General features: G+C 35.1%; 22 protein-coding genes and 1 tRNA gene. 13 read left to right on the top strand and 10 right to left on the bottom strand.

Annotated elements, in window-relative coordinates; all coding sequences use genetic code 11:
* Positions 1-246: 246 nt before the first annotated feature.
* The 5 genes from BU804_RS01160 (at position 247) to BU804_RS01145 (ending at position 2714) form a co-directional block, all read left to right on the top strand.
* Positions 247-1446, top strand: a complete 1200-nt coding sequence (locus BU804_RS01160; protein ID WP_075882646.1) for a hypothetical protein — start codon at positions 247-249, stop codon at positions 1444-1446.
* Positions 1447-1576: 130 nt separating this feature from the next.
* Positions 1577-1744, top strand: a complete 168-nt coding sequence (locus tag BU804_RS13055; protein ID WP_158024980.1) for a hypothetical protein — start codon at positions 1577-1579, stop codon at positions 1742-1744.
* Positions 1745-1758: 14 nt separating this feature from the next.
* The gene (locus tag BU804_RS01155) at positions 1759-1962 is read left to right on the top strand and encodes a hypothetical protein (protein WP_226996086.1); all 204 of its coding nucleotides are present in this window, start codon (positions 1759-1761) and stop codon (positions 1960-1962) included.
* Between the two features lie 25 nt (positions 1963-1987).
* Complete coding sequence (locus BU804_RS01150) at positions 1988-2482, top strand: DNA-primase RepB domain-containing protein (RefSeq protein WP_075882645.1); 495 nt, start codon at positions 1988-1990, stop codon at positions 2480-2482.
* The gene (locus BU804_RS01145; protein ID WP_075882644.1) at positions 2454-2714 is read left to right on the top strand and encodes an HGGxSTG domain-containing protein; all 261 of its coding nucleotides are present in this window, start codon (positions 2454-2456) and stop codon (positions 2712-2714) included. The genes BU804_RS01150 and BU804_RS01145 overlap by 29 nt, the downstream gene beginning before the upstream one ends.
* Before the next feature lie 10 nt (positions 2715-2724).
* Here the strand turns inward: BU804_RS01145 and BU804_RS01140 are convergent, their stop codons facing one another.
* A complete protein-coding gene (locus BU804_RS01140; protein ID WP_143298906.1) occupies positions 2725-3117 on the bottom strand; it encodes a hypothetical protein in 393 nt (130 codons plus the stop codon).
* 92 nt (positions 3118-3209) lie between these two features.
* Between BU804_RS01140 and BU804_RS01135 the strand changes: the two genes are divergently transcribed.
* The 4 genes from BU804_RS01135 (at position 3210) to BU804_RS01120 (ending at position 4477) form a co-directional block, all read left to right on the top strand.
* On the top strand, positions 3210-3521 hold the full coding sequence (locus tag BU804_RS01135; protein WP_075882642.1) for a recombinase family protein: 312 nt from the start codon (positions 3210-3212) through the stop codon (positions 3519-3521).
* 11 nt (positions 3522-3532) lie between these two features.
* A complete protein-coding gene (locus BU804_RS01130; RefSeq protein ID WP_075882641.1) occupies positions 3533-3844 on the top strand; it encodes a hypothetical protein in 312 nt (103 codons plus the stop codon).
* Positions 3813-4088 (top strand): recombinase family protein, encoded by a 276-nt coding sequence (locus BU804_RS01125; protein WP_075882640.1) that lies wholly within the window; start codon positions 3813-3815, stop codon positions 4086-4088. The genes BU804_RS01130 and BU804_RS01125 overlap by 32 nt, the downstream gene beginning before the upstream one ends.
* An 86-nt stretch (positions 4089-4174) precedes the next feature.
* Positions 4175-4477, top strand: a complete 303-nt coding sequence (locus BU804_RS01120; RefSeq protein ID WP_143298905.1) for a hypothetical protein — start codon at positions 4175-4177, stop codon at positions 4475-4477.
* A gap of 188 nt (positions 4478-4665) precedes the next feature.
* Here the strand turns inward: BU804_RS01120 and BU804_RS01115 are convergent.
* The 4 genes from BU804_RS01115 to pepF form a co-directional block, all read right to left on the bottom strand.
* Positions 4666-4737: transfer RNA gene (locus BU804_RS01115), tRNA-Asn, on the bottom strand.
* Between the two features lie 170 nt (positions 4738-4907).
* Positions 4908-6530 carry a chaperonin GroEL gene (gene groL / locus BU804_RS01110; RefSeq protein ID WP_075882638.1) on the bottom strand — a complete coding sequence of 541 codons (1623 nt, stop codon included), beginning with the start codon at positions 6528-6530 and terminating at the stop codon, positions 4908-4910.
* A 30-nt stretch (positions 6531-6560) separates the two neighbouring features.
* Positions 6561-6881 carry a co-chaperone GroES gene (locus BU804_RS01105; RefSeq protein WP_011175729.1) on the bottom strand — a complete coding sequence of 107 codons (321 nt, stop codon included), beginning with the start codon at positions 6879-6881 and terminating at the stop codon, positions 6561-6563.
* A gap of 206 nt (positions 6882-7087) precedes the next feature.
* Positions 7088-8911, bottom strand: coding sequence for an oligoendopeptidase F (gene pepF / locus BU804_RS01100; protein ID WP_075882637.1), 1824 nt, complete (start codon positions 8909-8911; stop codon positions 7088-7090).
* Between the two features lie 432 nt (positions 8912-9343).
* Between pepF and BU804_RS01095 the strand changes: the two genes are divergently transcribed.
* Positions 9344-9637 carry an HPr family phosphocarrier protein gene (locus BU804_RS01095; protein ID WP_011175727.1) on the top strand — a complete coding sequence of 98 codons (294 nt, stop codon included), beginning with the start codon at positions 9344-9346 and terminating at the stop codon, positions 9635-9637.
* Positions 9638-9690: 53 nt separating this feature from the next.
* Here BU804_RS01095 and BU804_RS01090 read toward each other — a convergent pair whose 3' ends face one another.
* From BU804_RS01090 to BU804_RS01080, 3 genes are all read right to left on the bottom strand, one after another.
* Entirely contained in the window at positions 9691-10104 is a 414-nt protein-coding gene (locus BU804_RS01090) for a bifunctional nuclease family protein (protein WP_042279288.1), read from the bottom strand.
* 116 nt (positions 10105-10220) lie between these two features.
* Entirely contained in the window at positions 10221-10919 is a 699-nt protein-coding gene (gene rpiA / locus BU804_RS01085; RefSeq protein WP_075882636.1) for a ribose 5-phosphate isomerase A, read from the bottom strand.
* A gap of 85 nt (positions 10920-11004) precedes the next feature.
* A complete protein-coding gene (locus BU804_RS01080; RefSeq protein WP_075882635.1) occupies positions 11005-11802 on the bottom strand; it encodes a hypothetical protein in 798 nt (265 codons plus the stop codon).
* Between the two features lie 310 nt (positions 11803-12112).
* Between BU804_RS01080 and BU804_RS01075 the strand changes: the two genes are divergently transcribed.
* Positions 12113-12868 (top strand): Nif3-like dinuclear metal center hexameric protein, encoded by a 756-nt coding sequence (locus tag BU804_RS01075; protein WP_226996085.1) that lies wholly within the window; start codon positions 12113-12115, stop codon positions 12866-12868.
* A gap of 63 nt (positions 12869-12931) precedes the next feature.
* Here BU804_RS01075 and BU804_RS01070 read toward each other — a convergent pair whose 3' ends face one another.
* Together BU804_RS01070 and BU804_RS01065 are read right to left on the bottom strand one after the other, a co-directional pair.
* Positions 12932-13585, bottom strand: coding sequence for a DUF3341 domain-containing protein (locus BU804_RS01070; protein ID WP_226996084.1), 654 nt, complete (start codon positions 13583-13585; stop codon positions 12932-12934).
* 230 nt (positions 13586-13815) lie between these two features.
* Positions 13816-14208 carry a BON domain-containing protein gene (locus BU804_RS01065; protein ID WP_075882634.1) on the bottom strand — a complete coding sequence of 131 codons (393 nt, stop codon included), beginning with the start codon at positions 14206-14208 and terminating at the stop codon, positions 13816-13818.
* Positions 14209-14734: 526 nt separating this feature from the next.
* Between BU804_RS01065 and tyrS the strand changes: the two genes are divergently transcribed.
* A complete protein-coding gene (gene tyrS, locus BU804_RS01060; RefSeq protein ID WP_075882633.1) occupies positions 14735-16012 on the top strand; it encodes a tyrosine--tRNA ligase in 1278 nt (425 codons plus the stop codon).
* A 253-nt stretch (positions 16013-16265) separates the two neighbouring features.
* A complete protein-coding gene (locus BU804_RS01055; RefSeq protein WP_075882632.1) occupies positions 16266-16601 on the top strand; it encodes an HU family DNA-binding protein in 336 nt (111 codons plus the stop codon).
* The last annotated feature ends 169 nt before the right edge of the window (positions 16602-16770 follow it).

The following is a 16770-nucleotide window of genomic DNA, read 5'->3' as shown; positions in this document are numbered from 1 at the left end:
AACAAAGCATGGCCTTTGAAGTAGTTAAGAAGAAGAATTTTGGGATATCTCTATATAATGGGGGTAGGATTAAAATGTTATCCTTAGAAAGCGAAAAGCCTCGGTATACACCGAGGCAGGACGCCGATCGGGAACTCCCGATCCAGTCATCTTTTATGATACAAATTTGAAATTCAGAAAACAAGAGTTATCTCCTATTAGCTTTAATAATCAACTCGATATCAATAGTTTGTAAGAAGGTAGAGTATGAAGGATGTAACATCAATCTTAGAGAGGTTTTTAAAAAGAGTTGAAGATAGTCCTTCTCTAGAATGGTTCATCAAAACGCTTCAAGATTTCATAGATTTTGTCTACTCAGAGCCTCAAATCTACCCTTTGATTGAAACTCTCGACCAGGAGAATAAACAAACGAACCTGCTTCTCAAAACAACTGCTGAAGCTGCAATACGGGATATTAATACCGTGGTCAGTCAATTGGCAAAGCAAATAGAAGCAAATGCTCAATTAAAAAATTTGATTGCTCAAGATTTAATAACGAGAGCTTTTATCAAGGAGAATGGAGTTCGGAACGACCTAGAAAAAAGATTATACGAACTCTGGGAGCCCTTACAAACTCTTATACAAACTATTATAGATAGGGGTTACCAGGACCTTGTCAAAGATTTCGCTAAAATAATCCAAGTGGGTTCTAATCATATTATTGAGCGGCTAACCTTTTCTGCCAATATTGATCATTGGTGCAAAGAAGTAGAAAGGCAAAACACCAGCTTAAGCCTAGTGAAGGATTGGCAACAATTGTTATTAATACGCGAGTGGACCAAAAATGAGATTTCTAATCAGGCTTTCAGAGAAAATTTAGGTCATATAGTTAAACACGAAGCGATTAAGTTGAGTTTTAATAGACTATGTGATCACTTTATCGTTAATGTTAAACAATCGAATCATCAGTCTATTAATTTGCAGCATGTTGAGCGGTCTACTCCTGTTCTAAAAAACCAATTGCTAGACCTACTAGGTACTCACTTTGTGATTAGTGCGGTTGAGCTCTTTATTCACTCCTTTGATTGTCAAATTTGGCTTATTATCCATTACAATAACGGGGATCAGGATCATCGTTTTGTGGCTCGGCGAAGAGAAGGGAGCCAAGCTTATGAATTTGCAATGAATCTCATTCATAAAAAAGCTGGAGATGTCATAGATGATTCGGAGCTTGCGGATAGACGAAATGATCTAGGAATCAGGGGAATATTAAAGGATATTTTCTTTCGAAACAAAAATATCTTTAATGGTCTTTACGTCAAGCTTGACCAATTGCCCATTAAAATGTGTCAGAAGCAGCTTTTAGAAGTTCTTTCGCCAAAACAACAACCAAGGCAATTGCCATTTCCAACTGATGAGTACATGGCTCAAAAAAAGAAACTCAAAAACCAAGTTTTGTTTAAATAACTATTTTTCTTATTTTCAAAATCTGACTCATTCTGTCAGAAAATCCATCTTTTCCCTCTATAGACGTTTGTTATTCTGACTTACCTACCACTTAACCTTTTTTGACGTGCTTATATGTTAAAATAGCCTCATGAAAAGCAAATCAAAGAAATCTCATCATTCCTCTACTTGGCTAGATGACCAAGCTAAGCATCATGTATGCGGTTTCTTCGCCCTGCTTTTAAAAATTGATAAACGTAACAACCCACAAAACTATGCATATCAAAAAAATCGAGATCATTCCAATCAAGCCTCATGAAGGATTAATTGGTTTTGCAAGCGTTGTTCATTGGAGATTATCTGTATTTGAGCTCCATTGGCGTCCATAAGCGTTTAGACGGTAAGGGATTTCGCATCACTTATCCGACCAAAAAAATTGGCGATGCCAATATGGCTATTTACCATCCCATTCAGAAGGAACTAAGCAAAGCCATTGAGCAAGCAATTATTAAAAAAGCAGCTCAATTATTTATTTAAAAAACGTAGAAAGGAGAAATAACAAATGAGTAAGGAACCGCAATTAGCCATTGCTTTACAATTTTTAAACGCATTTGATGAGGAAGGCATTTACACCTTTCAAACCTTTGACGATAGCAAAACTCTTAAACGACCCTATCTAACGCGGGTTTTGCATGGTAATCTACAGGATCGAAGTTCTGAATTAATTCATCTAAACAGTCAAGGAGCTGGCATTTTTTTCACAGTCAATGCCACAGATGGTAAAGGGCGAAGTGCCTCTCATATCATTAAAGTCAGAGCTGTTTTTGTTGATTTGGATGGAGATCCGTTAGAGCCTATTCTCAATTCACCGCTTGAACCCCATTTTATCATTCAATCCAGCCCTAATAAATATCATGTTTATTGGCTAGTTGAAGGGATATCTATCGAAAAATTTACTTCGATACAGAAATTATTATCGACTTATTTTCAAGGAGATGAAAAGGTTTGTGATATAGGCTTGGGAAATTATGTGGAAATCTCCTCGCTGCCAAGCTAAGTGTCGCACTAGAAGTCATCAAGCTTGTCGTAACTTAGCTATGGCTAACGGCCGATGTCGCATGCATGGGGGTAAAGCTAGGGGACCTAAAACAGAACGAGGTAAGACATTATCAGGAAAGGCCAATTCGAAGCACGGTCTCTATTCAAATAGAAGTGCTATAGAGAAACAATCATTTCGCAAAATGATAAAAGATTTTACGAAAAACTTAGAAGCTATAATTGTAACTTAAATTAAATAAATCATCTTACAATGTGCAGCTGACCATCGAGCTCTATAACTTCGTGCGTAATCCCTTTACTTGAGGCATACATCTCATAGATTGAAAAAGCAGCTGGTAATAAAAATACAGGATTCAAATTGGTTAGTGCTAATGAAGAGATGGTCTGAATCAGGCTTCCAAGAGCATGCCATTTATAAATAGTATCGAGTTTTGTATATTCGCGACTATTTAGAAGAGCTGAAAATTGATCTGGTCTTTGATAACTAGCTTTTAAAGTACTAATAAGATACGAAACTTGAATTTTTTGAAAAATCAAAGATAGGCCTGGAACTAGGATAATTAAGGACTGAGGCTTTTTCCAGCCATACTCCATTTCGATAATACTTTGTTTTATAGTATGAAAATTAATCATGATTATTAAATTGTTGAAATTTAGTAAAATAAAATTTTAGCATAGAACTTTTTTTAGAGCAAGACTTCTTTACCGATAGGTTATTTATCAAAATGAAAGCGATCATTTTAGCTAGAGTATCAAGTAAAGACCAAGAGAAAGGCCAATCTATTCCAGCACAAGTCAGACGTCTTACGGAATATGTAGAAAGGCGCAAAATTGAAATAGAAAAAGTTTTTCAAATCACAGAATCCTCGTCTAAAGATACAAGAAAGCAATTTGATGAAATTATCAAGTTGGTCCGCAAGCATCGCACAAAAGTAGCTCTGATTACAGATACGGTTGACCGCCTACAAAGAAGCTTTCGTGAGACGCCTATTTTAGATGAATTGCGAAGACAAGGAAAGCTTGAACTTCATTTTTAAGAGAAGGATTGGTGATCAATCAAGAATCCAATAGTGCTCAACTTTTGCAATGGGATATTGGTGTTCTCTTTGCTTCAAGCTATGTGCGGCAGCTTAGCGATAACGTTAAGCGGAGCAAGGAGCAAAGTGTGCGCAATGGTGAATGGATATGTAAAGCTCCCATAGGCTATAAAAATGTCACTCTGCCAACTGGCAAAAAGACAATTGAAGTAGATGTATTAACAGCTCATTATGTCATTAAGATGTTTGAGCTTTATGCTTCTGGCCTTTATTCACTTAAGAAAATAGAAGATGAAATTGCTAACATGGGATTATGTAAATGAACTTGGCAAGCCTATCAGAGCCAATCAAATTGATTTTATTTTAAATAATCCTTTTTATTATGGCGAAATGCGAGTAAAAGGGCAGCTTTATCCTCATAACTATCTACCTTTAATTAGCCAGTCTTTATTTGATCAGGTCCAAGCAGTAAAGGCAGGACATGATAAAGCGCCTGTGCATTATGCAGGTAAACCACTCTTATTTAGAGGGTTGATTACTTGCGATGAATGTGGTTGCTCATCATAGGAGATATTAAGAAGGGAAAGTATGTTTATTATAGCTGCAATAATGCAAAAAGAATCTGTAGAAAGAAGTGGATTAGAGAAGAAGTTTTGCTTGCGCCCTTGCTAGATTACTTTGATCGCATTCAACTTCCTGACGATGTAGTAAAGGAAATTCTTGAGCATTTGCGTAAAGTTTTTGAACACGAGCAGGAATTTTTTAACCAAGCGCAGTCTAGCCTTCGAAAAGAGCTCGATCAAGTACAAAAGCGACTTTCTCGCCTGATTGATGAGCATCTAGATGGCAAATTGATGCAGCGATTTATCAGCAAAAGCTACAGGAATATAAGAAGCGTCAGCGAGAAATTGTTCAGAAAATGGAAGCACACGTGGAAGCAGATGAAACTTGCTTGATTACGATCAAAGTCGTGACCGACTTGGCAAGGAGAGCTAAGGAAATCTTCATGAGTTCGAACTTGGATGAAAAACGAGAGCTTTTGAATTTTGTCTTTTCGAACTTGAAATTAAGAGAGAAAAGTTTGCCTGTGACACTGCGTGAGCCGTTTTCACTACTCATGGCAGCATCACATCAACCAATATGTCTCCGGATGCTAGATTCGAACTAGCGACCAATGGATTAACAGTCCACTGCTCTACCGCTGAGCTAATCCGGAATATTTAAGAAGTGCTTATCTTAGAAAAATCGTCATTTAAAGACAAGATTTTTTTAATTTTATACTTAAAATAATTTAAGGATATTTTGAGAGATTTTAAAATCCGATCAAAATAAAAAAGGGAAGAACAAGATGTTCTTCCCTTTACTCTTAAGAAAAGCAAGAATGGATTAATAATCCATGCCGACAGGTGCCGCAGGAGCCGGTTTCTCTTCTGGGATGTCTGCAACAATAGCCTCTGTTGTTAATAACATAGCAGCAACAGAAACAGCGTTCTCTAACGCGCAGCGAACAACTTTAGTAGGATCTAAGATACCGGCTGTGATCATGTCTACATATTCGCCTGTTAATGCGTTATATCCTTCTTTTTCTTTCATTTTTTCTACAGCTTGCAAAATGATGGCACCTTCTTGTCCTGCATTTTCAGCAATTTGACGAAGGGGAGCACTTAACGAGCGCGCCATGATTTTAGCACCTGTTTTTTCATCGCCTTCTAAACTGTCAGCTAAACTATTAACAGCTGGAATGCAACGAACAAAGGCTGTTCCACCGCCAGGAAGAATCCCTTCTTCTACGGCTGCAGCGGTAGCCCTTTGTGCATCATCTACACGGTCTTTCTTTTCTTTCATTTCGATTTCTGTAGCAGCTCCGACATGAATCACAGCAACTCCACCGACAAGCTTAGCAAGTCGTTCTTGAAGTTTCTCTTTATCATAGTCCGAAGTGCTTTCTTCAATTTGACGTTTGATTTGTGAAGCGCGATCAAGAATAGCCGCTTTTGTTCCAGCCCCTTCAACAAGGGTGGTTTCATCTTTTGTTAAAACGGCTTTTTTAACACGACCTAATTGTTCGATTGTTGTTGTTTCCAATTTTAAACCGATTTCTTCACTGATGAGTTCTCCACCAGTAAGAATGGCAATATCTTGTAACATGGCTTTACGACGATCACCAAAGCCGGGTGCTTTAACAGCACAAACTTTTAAACCTGCACGTAGGCGGTTGACAACAAGCGTTGCAAGAGCTTCTCCTTCAACATCTTCAGCGATAATAAGAAGAGGGCGGCCTGTTTCCACAACGGCTTGTAGAAGCGGAATAATTTCTTTAATCGCACTGATTTTTTTCTCATAAATTAAGACATAGGCATCTTCTAGGATACATTCTTGAGATTCCGAATTTGTCATGAAATAAGCGGATAAATAACCTCGATCAAATTTCATTCCTTTGACGACATCAAGTTCAGTTTCAAATCCTTTGCCTTCTTCAACAGTGATTGTTCCATCACGGCCAACTTTTTCAATCGCTTGAGCTATCATTTCTCCGATTTCAGCATCGTTATTAGCAGAAATAGTGGCTACTTGTGCGATTTCATTGCGATCATCAACTGTTTTGCTTCTTTTTTTGAGTTCTTGAACAATAACTTTAACAGCTTTTTCCATTCCACGTTTTAGATCAAGGGGATTAGCACCTGCTGCTACATTTCTAAGTCCTTCAGAGTAGATTGCTTCAGCTAATACTGTGGCAGTCGTAGTTCCATCGCCAGCTTTATCAGCTGTTTTACTAGCAACTTCTTTAACCATTTGTGCGCCCATATTTTCGAACTTATCTTCCAGTTCGATTTCTTTAGCAACAGTGACTCCGTCTTTTGTGATATGGGGAGTTCCATAAGATTTGTCAATAACGACATTACGTCCTTTAGGACCAAGGGTAACTTTAACAGCGTCAGCTAAAGTACGGACGCCTTTTAAAATTTTTTGTCTAGCATCTTCTTTAAATTTAATAATTTTAGCGGCCATTTGAAATCTCCTGTGAATGTGAATAATTAATTATTTTTCTACAATGGCAATGATATCATCGGCACGAAGAATCACTAACTCCTCATCATTTAGAGTTATTTCTTGACCCGAATATTTTTCCATAAGGATCACATCACCGATTTTGACAGGCATGGGAACTAAGGTACCGTTTTTATCTTTTTTACCTGTTCCAATTGCTATGACTTCTGCCTGTTCTTGTTTCTTTTTTGCAGTATCGGGGAGAATGATTCCTCCTTTTAACTTCTCTTCGGCGGCTAAGCGGCGAACAAGAACGCGATTTCCTAAAGGTTTTAGTTTCGTGATTTGAGAGACTGTTTGAGTTTGTGTCATAGGGATCTCCTATATTTATTAAGTTAAAAGTTAATGTTAGATTCCGCACTAACTATCTAATGGTGATTGAGGTAGTCAATATAACCGGCTAAGTTTTTTTTAGCAAGTGAATTAGCAGTGAATCAACTTAATTGCTAATTTTTTGTTTTCTAACTAAAGTTAACATGCCGACAAGAAACCCATTTCTCTGTCAGCAATTAGGTAGGTTAGACTTTGACGTCTGTCAATAAAGTTTCAAGTTCATTCAAAAGTTGATCAAATTTTTGAATAGTAGATTTGACTGGAAGGGGAGATTCCATGTCAATACCTGCCATCTTTAACATTTCGATAGGGTATTGGCTGCAGCCACCTTTTAGAAAGTTCAGATAGTTTTCACGATCTTGTTGTTGACCATTAACAACTTTGTCTGCTATGGCAAGAGCTGCACTAATCCCAGTTGCATACTGAAATACATAAAAATTATAATAAAAATGAGGAATACGAGCCCATTCAATATCGATGGCTTCATCAATTACAACGTCGGGGCCAAAATATTTATGATTGAGTTTACGATATTCTTGCTTAAGAAGTTGAGGTGTGAGAGGAATATCTTGTTCTACTTGTTCATGGATTAAAAGTTCAAATTCAGCAAACATTGTTTGTCTAAATAAAGTGGCTCGAATATCCTCAATTTTCTGATTGACTAAGAAAATTTTCTCAATAGGATCTTGACAGCGATTAATAAGTAAACGACTCAAAAGATCTTCATTAAAAGTTGAAGCGACTTCTGCTAAGAAAATAGGATAGTCGCTATATTGATAGGGTTGTGTGCGGCGACTATAAAGGCTGTGCATGCTATGGCCAGCTTCATGAGCCAATGTAAATACATCTCTTAAAAGATTCTTATAATTCATAAGAATATAAGGCATACTGTCAAAACATCCACTAGAATAAGCACCCGAACGCTTATTTCGGTTTTCGTAGCGATCTACCCAACGCTCTTCTTTTAATCCTTTCGCCAATAAAGATTGATATTCGGAGCCGAGAGGAGCGACAGATTCAATGACAATATCTTCTGCCTCTTTATAAGATAAACGAATATCCACGGCACTAGTTAGAGGGACGTAAATATCGTAAAGATGGAGTTGGTCTAATTTCAAGATTCTTTTGCGCAAGCCCATATACCGATGTAAAACCGAGATTTTTTCTGTTACAGCCTCAATTAAAGCATGGTAAACAGATGTGGGTATATTTTTAGGGAATAAGGCTGATTCTAAGCAGGAAGTATAATGTCTAGAACGTGCTTGAAAAAGATGGTTTTGCACTTGACCCGAAAGGAGTTCACAAAGAGTATTTTCATAAGCTAAATACTGATGATGATACTGGTTAAAGGCTTTTTCTCTCAAAAAACGATCTTGGTCTCGAATATATAGACTATAAGTAGCATGAGACAGGGCATGTTCGCTTCCTTTATCATCTTTGATAGGAGCAAATTTAAAATCTGCATCACTAATTGCATTAAACGCTTTATAAGATGTTTGCAAGGCCTGACCGGCAAAAGCTAGTAATTTTTCATTTTCGAACGATAATGTATGCTTTTTGGTGCGGATAATTTTTTCTAAATGAAATTTATAAGCGACTAAAGCAGGAGAGTTTAAATATTCTTCTAATTGTTCATTAGATAGAGCAAGCAATTCAGGTTGAAACCATGAAATTTCTTGAGAAAACTTGTGAGCAATAGTCAGAATTTGCTCATAAGATTTTTTAAATATTGGATTCGCAATATCCTCGTCATGACGTAAATGAGCATATGTGTAAAGTTTAGAAAGCTCTCGATCCATGCCCATCATTAAATCTAGAGTGTTTTTAACATATTCAGGGCCTCGGTGAAGTGAACCTTGTAAAGCTTGGATAGCAGGGCAAAGTGATGTTTGCTGGCTTCCAGCATTAGAAAATGTTTGAAAAGCTTGTTCCCAAGCTTCATGAGAAAGATAAAGTTCTTCTACATTCCAACGGTCACTTAATGAAACTTCTTCACGAGATTTAGTCATATTTAGCTTCCTTTGTTTCAAGAAATATCAATAATACTTTATTTTCGATAAAGTTTTTTAAAACTGGTGATAGTATTAGTTTTTTAGTTTAAAGGGAATATTTTGATGAAAATAAAAGCTAAAATTTCAAAAAAAAGATGATTGATGAATAAGTTTTAAAGATCATTAATAAAAACTTGGTTTTTTTTAAGAAATTCGTTAGTTTTCAAGTGAATTTCATTAGATAATTTGGATTATACATAATTAAATGGTTTGAGAATCTGTTTTTAACAAATTCAAATTTTTGATAATTAGTTTCTTAAGTTGAATAATAATAAGCTTTACTGGTCTGTTTCTTCTTTAATTCAGCGAATAAAAAAAATATAAATTTTAATTTTTCCCATTAACTGATTAAGCAAAAGCAAAAAAGTAAAGTGTTGAGAGGAGGTAAATATGTTGAAAACAACTGAAAAGTCTGTTGTTAAGGGAAAATTTATTGTTAGTAACGATCGAGGACTTCATACAAGGCCTTCAACAGAACTTGTAAAGTGTGCAAATAGTTTTAGATCTCAAGTTTTCTTAAAATATCAAAAGCTTGCTGTTAATGCAAAATCATTACTTGGCGTTTTAATGTTAGCTGCTTCAAAAGGAGCTAAAATTGGGATTGAAGCAGAAGGGGTGGATGCTCAAGAAGCTGTAGAATCTATTATTGAACTTGCTAACAATAATTTTTATATTAAATATTAATCGTTTTTAAAAACAAAGGTTTTTGCTTAGCTTTGCAAAAATCTTTGTTAAAGTTATTCTTCAACTGCAATTGTTTTTTCTAACACTTCTTTTGTACAATAGACAGGTGCATTATTCATCAAAGCTAAAGTTAAGCAATCACTAGGACGAGCATCGATTTCTAGAATATGTTTCATTTCTCCAATATTTTGTTCCAAAAAAAGCCTTGCGAAGTAAATTGTATCTTGAACGTCATTGATAACTACTTGTTTAACTGAAATGTCTAAACCGTTAAAAATTTTATCTATTAAATCATGTGTTAGAGGCCTTGGTCTTTCTGCTTCAGTCAAAAACATTTGTAGGGTTTTACCAATTTGAGGGTCCGTATAAACGGCAAATCGTTTTTCGGCAGTTCCTAAAATAACAACTGTATAAGATCGCGTTTGCATGATTTTATCAAAGTTAAGTTGAATGAGTTCAGATTGCATATAAGCCTTTTTGTCTGATTAGTCTAATTAATCATATTTAATGAGATTTCTTTATACTATCCTAATTTTTTGAAGAAAAAATCTATTATTTTAATCAATAAGCATTTTTTTATAAGTCATGCAACAATTTTAGTCATTCCATTTTGGTATCCAATGATAACACGCCCTGCTAAATTAAAAAAAAGCCCAGTTTCTAAAACCCCGGCAAAACTTTTAAGCCGATTATGTTCAAGAATAGGATTGTCAATAGGTTCAGGAAAACAAATGTCAAAAATATAATTTCCATTATCTGTACGATACAAGCTCTGATCTTGATTAACTCGTAATGATCCGCAATAACCGTGATCCTTAAGTTTTTTTACTATATGACGAAATGTAAATGTTGAAATCTCAGTAGCTACGGGAAATTTTCCTAACTTATTCACAAGTTTAGTCTCATCGATAACAACGATCATTTCTTTACTTGCTGAGGCAATGAGTTTTTCTCGTAATAGAGCACCTCCTCCTCCTTTAATCATCTGTTTGAAAGGATCTATTTCGTCCGCTCCATCGATTGTTAAATCTAATTCTAAAATAGTGTCTGAATCGACAATAGGAATGCCAACCAACCGAGCTTGCCGCATGGATCGTTCTGAAGAGGCAATTGCAGTTATTTTTAGGCCTGCTTGACAGCGCTTACCCAAAGCTTCAATGAAGTAAGCTATTGTGGAACCTGTTCCTAAACCAATAATCATTTGATCTTGAACAAATTCTACAGCTTTAAGAGCAGCTGCCTTTTTTGCTTTAATGGATGGAGAATCGTTTGTTTGTGTCATATAAAATCCCTTGTCAAAAAATAAGCTTATTAATCAGAGAAATTTATGCCCCAAAGGGACAATCAATAGGCCTGCATCTCTGTATTTAAAGCAGGATAAATTCTATTCCATAACCACTCATTACTTGCAAACAAAGGTTTGTATGTTCCCAATGTTTGGTATCTACAAAAGCTAATTTTCCTGTTTCAGTAAAAACTAAATTTTGAAAATGGGTATCCCATAATTTTACATGACAAACCCTTTTAAAAATTTTATCGAGTGTAGAAGCATCCATTTGTTTCCATTGTTTAACATTTTCTTTGTCAGATAGTGGATACATATCTTCAGCAATTAAAATGTACCGGGCTTCATTCAAAGAGTTTGACTTTGGTAAAGGATAAAGCCATTTTTTTGGTACGCTAAATATATCTTCAAAACTAAACGCTTTGATACTAGCCTCAATCGTTTGTGATCCAGTGATACGCATTGTCCATTCATTGTAATGCGTTTCATGAGGAATATGTTCTTGGCAAGCAATTTTAAAGATGTAACCAGGGATTGCTGGATGTTTAACAATAGTACGTAAATAATGATCTTTTAAGATTTCAAATCTGTAAGTAGTCAATAAATCAAGTTGACATATTCCCTCCATCAATTGTTTTTCAAATGATTTCAAAAAAACGGCTGTAAGATGATGAGGAGGTATAAAAAACGGAGATAAAAATAATCTCACGAAGTCGTCATGTGATAAAGGAGTATCTCCGGGAGGCTTTGGATTTTTTTTAGGAAAGCGATAAGAAGATTTTTTTTGTTCTAAAGAAATAATATCGCTGTTTACGCTGTTTATTAAGCTTAACCAACATAGAGTAAAATAAATGAGCTTTTTTATTTTCTTTCTATTCATTTAAAAATCTTTTTTTTACGAGGTCTATCCATCGTTTAATTTGAGAAATTTATAAAATTGGCGAAAAAGTTGTGTAAAAGTAAATTTAGAATGATGGTTTATGCGATTCATCATATGTTAAAGCTTTATATTAGGAAAAGTTTTTAGGGTCAGCATTTTTTTTGATTTGGATGTATAAAAATTTAGTGGTTATTATATTAACTTCACTGCAGTTTTTTTTATCCTTTTGTCTAAGCTAAATGGGAACTAATCGCGCAGAAGCAGACTCAAAACTTATAGTAACGCCGCATCTCTAACAGGAAAACTTGTGATGATAAAACTAAGAAATTTGAAAGGGTTATTGACCCAAATTTTTCCGGAAGAAGGTTTGATAGATTATTGTCCGAATGGTTTACAAGTGGAGGGAAAAAGCGAAATAAAAATTTTAGCAACAGCTGTCTCAGCAAGTTTAAATACAATTCAAATGGCCATAGAAAGAAATGTGGACGCACTTATTGTTCACCATGGAATTTTTTGGCAAAGAGATAGTTATGTGATCGAAGGAACTAAAAGGGAAAAGCTTTTTACTTTACTGAAATCCGGGGTTTCTCTTTTCGCATACCATTTGCCCTTGGATAAGCATCTTATATTAGGCAATAATTGGAAGGCAGCTCATGACTTGGGATGGGAAAAGTTAGAACCCTTCGCCTTTATGAATGGAATTCCAATTGGCGTCAAAGGGAAAATTAAACCGACAAAACGAGAGATTGTTAAAGCAAACCTGGAAAGGTATTATCAACATTCTGCTAACTGTGCTTTGGGAGGGCCAGAGCTTATTCAAACTTTAGCTTTAGTGTCGGGGGGAGCTCATAAAACTATTTTGGACGCAGGTCGAGATCAGGTGGATGCTTTCATCACGGGAAGTTTTGATGAACCTACTTGGCATCAGGCATTTGAAGAAAAAATTAATTTTTATGCATTAGGACATTCTGCGACCGAACGCGTAGGTCCGCAGGCATTAGCCAAATATTTAGAAGAAGAATTAAAAACGCCTTGTCTATTTTTAGACGTATTTAACCCTTTTTAAATATGAGTTTTCTGATTTCCAGTTGTTGCTGAAAATATTCAGCAACAACTGTCCTATCTACTGTTATGTAGAAGAAGCTTCTGAAGAAGCTGTGATATCTTCAGCACCGTTGTGCTTCATGATTTCTTTAACACGTTTAACTAAATCATCGGAATTTGCACGAATCGCTAGCAAAATTCCACCAGATTTTAAACGGTTTTCATAACGTTTAGCTTCATATTCAGGAATACCGCCACCAACTAAAGCGCCAATAATTCCACCAATTGTTCCTCCAGCACCAAGCCCACTTAAAGCGGCCATGATAGGTCCTGCTGCGATGAATGGTCCAGCTCCCGGAATTGCTAAGGCCCCAATTCCAGCTAAAAGTCCAAGGATACCACCCGCAATACCACCAGCAGTAGCTCCAGTTGTTGCTCCTTCTGGTGCTTTAGTATTTTTTTCGTGACCTAAGCTACCTGGTGTCGTCTCTTTTGTTTTCTCAGAAGCTGTTTGTTCTGAAGAATTTGGTAGACGTTCTTCTGTTCTCCAATTGCGGACGCCAGAAAGATTATCGAATTCATGGAAATTTTCATTTTGAGGAGAAAGAAATGAAATGTCTGCTTTACTAACTCCGGCATCGACAATTTCTTTAATCGCTTTCTCTGCCTGAGCACGTGTAGACAAAATTCCGTAAATTGCTTGATTAGTCATAAATTCTCCTTTTGTTGGAATTCTCATCTTATAACCTATGAGAAGAGGAAGAGATTAATGACTTGAAAAGTATTCAAATAATTTAAAATTTTTCTCTCATCACACTAATAGGAAAGATGAATTAAAATAGAACCCTTTAACAAAATTATTCAACATCTAGCTTGTTTGATAACCAGGCTAGATGTTGAAAATCATTAAAACACAAATTCTTTATACAAAGATTTAACTTAAAAAATCAATCTTTGGATAAAAATTTATTAGCGATTTTCAGCTTTAACAGGTATTTCGCGTATAACTTCAAGTTGATTATCCACATTCTTTACGCCATTAATAGACTTAGCTTTTCTACTAATTTGATTTTTTTCATCTTCACTATTGACGGGCCCACGTAAAGTAACAACACCATTAATTGTGATAATTTTAACATTTTTCCCGTTTGTAGATAGGGTTTCTTCTTCAACTAAAGCTTGGCGGATTTTTTGTGTGATAGCGCGATCTGCTTCGGTTTCAGATTGGTCTATAGGTGTTAAAGTATGACCATTACGATCACGAGCATTACGAGCAGTATTGTCAGCATTAGTTTGATGTGTATTTTCACAGGCTGTTAAAGCTAAAGAAAGAGCAGTCAAAGCAAATAAATGTTTTTTCATTTTAAAATCCTCCTTACGGTGTTTATATACAAATTTAATAACAAATGTAAGTCTTTAACGTCAGTTGAAACGTTTTATTTTTTTAAAGATATGTAAACTCCTATTAGTCCAAGTATTTAAGTTTTCATTGTAGATTTGATTAAAATGCTCAAAATAGGACTTAGTTCGGAGAATAGAGGATTTAAAAAAAAAATCAAATAAATAAAGTTTTTAATTCAAATTAAAAAGTCTTTATTCATTTATCAAGTCTATCATATGGCATTTTTTATAATCATCAAGAGAGTTTTTCAAAGCGATATTTTTAATGAAAAATAACTTTGATGAAAAAAGGAGTGAGAATTTCGATATCAAAGCATTGACAGAAAAGGACATATCTAGAAAAATGTCGAAACCAATTTGACTAAAGCGCATTGAGATAATAAACAGAGGGATACAAAACTTAGTCATAGACAGGAAAAATAAGCGTTAACCCTTAATTATTGAACTTTAGATATGGCACTTTCGACACTTAGGCAAGGATTTAAATATGACAAATGTAATTGATGTTTTACGAGAGCGCGGGTTTATAGATGCTGTGACAAGTGAAGAAATTCGTCAGCTAACAAACCAGCCTATTAAAGTTTATTGTGGATTTGATCCGACTGCCGATAGCTTACATTTAGGAAATTTGGTTGCTATCATGGGTCTTGCTTGGTTTCAAAGGTTTGGTCATACTCCAGTAGCTATTGTGGGAGGAGCAACTGGAATGATTGGCGATCCATCAGGAAAAAACGCTGAGAGACAACTATTAGATGAAAAAAAGATTCAACATAATCTAAAAGGTATAAGTAAAAATCTAGAAGCTATCTTAGATTTTAATCACCCAACTGTCCCGGCAATCATTTTGAATAATCTTGATTGGTTTAAAAATTTTACTTTTATTTCTTTTTTGCGTGATGTAGGTAAATTATTTCGATTGAGTCCTATGCTTGCTAAAGACAGTGTAAAGACACGATTAAATTCTGAAGAAGGAATGAGTTTTACAGAATTTTGTTATCAGATTTTGCAAGGTTATGACTTTTTATATTTATTCGAAAATTATGGCGTGACTGTCGAGTTAGGAGGAAGCGATCAATGGGGAAATATTACTGCAGGAACAGATTTAATTCGTAAAGTGCATGCCAAACCAGCTTATGGAATTACATTTTCTCTTCTGACTAAAAGTGATGGACAGAAATTTGGTAAATCGGAAAAAGGAGCTGTTTGGTTATCTCCAGATAAATTATCTTCTTATGAATTTTATCAACATTTGATTCGAGTAGAGGATGCGGACGTCATTAATTTAATGCGTATGTTGACTTTCTTAGATATGGGAGAAATTCGCCATTATGAGCAAATGATGAAAGAAGCAGATTATGTTCCGCGAACAGCTCAAAAAAGATTGGCCGAGGAAATTACACGTCTAGTACATGGAGAAGAAGGACTTAAAATAGCAATTAAAGTCACAGAAGGTGTTGCACCAGGTTCTCAAACTAGCTTAAATGCTGATATATTGGAAAAACTTGCAGCTGATATGCCGAGTTGTGAAATGAAATTAGAAAATGTTTTAAATAAAAAACTAATTGATTTACTTGTAGAAACAAAGTTACAAACGAGCAAAAGCGAAGCAAGACGTTTATTGCGAAATGGTGGTGTATACATCAATAATAAAAAAATTGAAGATGAGAATCATATTATTAGCGTTGAATGTTTGATTTCTAGTCGATTAATATTATTAGCTGCGGGTAAAAAAAATAAAATGATCATTCGGCTTATGGAAGAATAAAAAAGCAATTTTTTTGTTTAAGAATAATTTAAAGAAGTCGTCAACGTTGAATGATAAAAAAATAACTCGTTCAATAATGATGATAAAGTATTAAGTGTAAATTTTATATTTCAATGAGTTTCTAATATAGATATTTTCCTATACTTTGCTGAGAATAAAGGCAAAAAGAACTTGATTGAAAATCAAAAGGATAAGAAAATATCAAGAAACTTAAGTTAAGCAAACAGTGAAAAAAATGAAGGAGTGTGGCCTTATGGCAACCAGTACAAAGAAGAGCACAATGACAAAAAAGAAATTGATTAATTCAATATCCCAGGACAAAGGGATTCATCCTAATGATGTTCGTCATGTGATTCAAGCTTTTCTCGATAAAATCACAGATTGCTTATCACAAGGAGAGCGATTAGAATTTCGAGAATTTGGGGTATTTGAAGTTGTCGAAAGAAAGCAAAAAATCGGCCGTAATCCAAAAAATGCTGCAGTGCCTATTGTCATTCCTGCTCGCCAAGCTGTTAAGTTTACTCCTGGAAAAAAAATGCGGCAAGTAGTTGAAATGGAAGAAGGTTATCTGGCAGAAATTAATTCCTAGTAGATATTCTTGATTAAACTCCATTAACAGGATTTGTTTAAAAATTGAGTAATTGAAATTTTGAGTTTCAATAACACAATTTTATTTAAACAAGTTAAAATTATGCATAGCTAATGTATCATGGTTTACATGAATCATGATTCGCTTAATTAACCAGATCACATGAAAT

The organism is Candidatus Protochlamydia sp. W-9, from assembly GCF_001950615.1.
Classification (GTDB): Bacteria; Chlamydiota; Chlamydiia; order Chlamydiales; family Parachlamydiaceae; genus Protochlamydia; species Protochlamydia amoebophila.
This window is presented reverse-complemented; position numbering and strand designations above follow the sequence as displayed.